The organism is Mesorhizobium sp. M2A.F.Ca.ET.037.01.1.1 (genome assembly GCF_003998075.1).
Lineage (GTDB): Bacteria > Pseudomonadota > Alphaproteobacteria > Rhizobiales > Rhizobiaceae > Mesorhizobium.
This window is the reverse complement of sequence record NZ_RZSA01000915.1, coordinates 1-2,616: the sequence shown is the minus strand read 5'-3', so window position 1 is coordinate 2,616 and position 2,616 is coordinate 1. Positions and strand designations below refer to the sequence as shown.

The 2,616-nt window shown below is 62.0% G+C and carries 3 protein-coding genes and 2 pseudogenes; 2 read left to right on the top strand and 3 right to left on the bottom strand.

Going from position 1 to position 2,616, the window contains the following annotated elements; translation table 11 throughout:
• Nucleotides 1-748, bottom strand: a 748-nt coding sequence (locus EOA27_RS31250) for a shikimate dehydrogenase (RefSeq protein WP_210214185.1), incomplete at its 3' end; no start/stop codon positions are given.
• Between the two features lie 158 nt (nt 749-906).
• Here EOA27_RS31250 and EOA27_RS31245 point away from each other — a divergent pair.
• Together EOA27_RS31245 and EOA27_RS42495 are read left to right on the top strand one after the other, a co-directional pair.
• Entirely contained in the window at nt 907-1,575 is a 669-nt protein-coding gene (locus tag EOA27_RS31245) for a TetR/AcrR family transcriptional regulator (RefSeq protein WP_126080030.1), read from the top strand.
• Nucleotides 1,576-1,682: 107 nt separating this feature from the next.
• Nucleotides 1,683-1,931 (top strand): annotated as a pseudogene (locus EOA27_RS42495) (substrate-binding domain-containing protein); the annotation flags it as partial.
• On the opposite strand, the pseudogene EOA27_RS42490 reads toward EOA27_RS42495, so the two are convergent.
• A pseudogene (locus EOA27_RS42490) lies at nt 1,929-2,102 on the bottom strand (NAD(P)-binding domain-containing protein); the annotation flags it as partial. The pseudogenes EOA27_RS42495 and EOA27_RS42490 sit on opposite strands and share 3 nt — an antisense overlap.
• A 33-nt stretch (nt 2,103-2,135) precedes the next feature.
• Nucleotides 2,136-2,616, bottom strand: a 481-nt coding sequence (locus EOA27_RS31235) for an SDR family NAD(P)-dependent oxidoreductase (protein ID WP_127258072.1), incomplete at its 5' end; no start/stop codon positions are given.

The window sequence follows — 2,616 nt, the reverse complement described above, 5'->3', positions numbered from 1 at the left end:
GCTCTGTCTCCAGAGGGAAGTAGACGATGTCGGCAACCCAGCAATCCGGCCTTAGCAGCGCTGGATGGAGGGGGATACCAGGCAGCTTGGCCATGCCGACCGGCGTCGCATTGACGATCCCGTCGACCCGCGCCGCTGCCGTGACGGAGTCGGAGGCAACCGTCACGCGGTTGGCGCCAAACCGAGACGTCAGCTCTGCGGCGAGCGCGGCCGCCTTGGCTTCCTCGATATCGAAGAGCCGCAACTGCCCGACGCCGCTTTCGAGAAGGGCTTGAGCAACCGCGGCGCCCGCTCCGCCTGCGCCAAGCAGCAAAACGGTATCGCGCTCCGCATTCGCCATCTCGAGCCGGAAGCTCTCTTTGAAACCCCAGAAGTCGGTGTTGTGCCCGATGCGGCGACCGCCGCTGAAAACGACCGTGTTGACAGATCCGATCCTTTCCGCCGCCTCCGACAATTCGTCGAGCAGCGGAATGATCTCCTGCTTGTAGGGAAATGTGACGTTCAGCCCGTCGAAGCCGAAATGCGCGGCGAAAGCGAGTATGTCGTCCAGCCGCAGGGCGCCGTCGCCCATGCGATCGGCGTCGAGCAGGCGATAGATGTAGGCGATCCCTCGCGCCCTCCCCTCGGCTTCATGCATTGCCGGCGTTCGCGATAGCTGGATGCCACGCCCGATCAAGCCGACCAGAATGCGCCGCGGATCGGCGGCGGCATGCCGATCGGCCCCGAAGCTGGCGGAAACTGATGCCAATCCGACCTCCCGATGCCGCCATGCCACTGGCAAGGTCCTCCCGGCATCACCAGAACTTTGTACCGTTCGGTTAATTTCGTCAACAACTTTGTACGAAACGGTTAATTTGCAAACAACCCGCGCTAGGGTAACCCTGCGGTGGGAGAATTGGGCCTATCATGGACGAAAAACCGGCAAGCGGGCGAAGCGGCTGGAAGCAGGATCCGGCGGGCGTGCGCAAGAACATTCTTGCCGTGGCGATGACGGAGTTTGCCGCCAACGGCCTCTCGGGCGCGCGCATCGATGAGATCGCGGCCAAGACGAACACGTCGAAGCGCATGATTTACTATTATTTCGGCGACAAGGAAGGACTCTACGGCAAGGTTCTGGAAGAGGCCTACCGGGAGGTCCGTGCCGGCGAACAGGAACTCGAGCTTGATGATCTGCCGCCGCTCGAAGCGCTGACGAGACTGGCCGAGTTCACTTTCGAACACCACAGCCGACATCCGGACTTCATCCGTATCGTCATGATCGAAAACATACACCACGCCGAATATATGGGGCAGTCGGAGCTGATAAGCCTGCTCAATGCAGGCGCCATCCAGAAGCTGGAGGCGATCTGCCGGCGCGGCCGCGAAGCGGCCCTGTTTCGTGACGACGTGACGCCGCTCGAACTGCACTGGCACATCAGCGCGATGAGCTTCTTCAACGTCTCGAACCGTGCCACCTTCTCGCGCATTTTCGGCCACGATCTGTTCGACGCAAGAGGCCAGGATGCGTTGAAGCGGCATATGGTCGAAATGGTTGTCGGCCTCGCGCTCAAGCGGGACCGGCGACGACTTCGCTGAGTCCTAATGTCTGCGCGATGGTACGGCAGAATGCTACCAAAGCGAGTTCATCGCCGACAACGTACGTAGCGCCAAGATCGTCATCTCCCGGCGCCGGCCGCGTCGATGAGATCGCGGTGATCTCGGCCGAACGGTACAGCGCCCAGGCCGGGGCCGACGTCGTTCGCGACTATCTTCAGAATACGCAGGCCAAGGACAGGGTCGATGTTCTCATGTGCGAGAACGACATCCTGGCCATTGGTGCGCTCGACGAAATCCGGGGCCAGTTTGGGCTGCGCGTGCCGCAGGACATGGCCATTGTCGGTTTCGACAACTACGAGCTTGGCGGAGCGTACGCCTATGGCCTTGCCACTTACGCCCCGCACAGCTTCCTCCTTCATCACGGCGGTACCCCAACGTCGCGGGCCAGATCACGAATGGTGTCTGGCCCCGTCGAGTTGGCGAGCTTGACCTCGTGGTCGCGCGCCGCAAGCTTCCGCGCCAAGGCGGCGCCGATGTTGCCCCCCCCCAATAATTCCTATCTTCATGGGATGTCCTGTCGTGCGTAAACCGCCGCCACGTCAGACCGGCAGGCCAAGCTGCTTTCGCAGGCTCTTGTCGAATGCGGATGCGGGGACGAAGCGGCGCAGGACACTGACCTGGCGCGCCATTTTTCCCGCCGCATAGCGCCGCTTCGGCGTAGGGTCGGTCGCGGCCGCCAGAACGGTGTTGGCGACCACTTCGGGCGTATCGCCTTTTTCCATCGCCTTCCGCACGGCTACGGCCATGCCGGCACGCGCGGCGTCATAGATGTCGAGCACCTGGTCAGGTCTGGCCAGATTGTCTTCGAACGACGTTTGGGTATAGGCCGGCTCGACCAATGCGACGCGAATTCCGAACGGCCGCAGTTCGTGGTCGAGCGATTCGGAATAGCCTTCAACGGCGTGTTTGGTCGACGAATAAAGCGCGAAATAGGGAGCCGGGATGAACCCCTGCACCGAGCTCAGATTGACGATCCTGCCCTTTCCCTGACGTCGCATGGTCGGCAGCACCGCGTTGGTC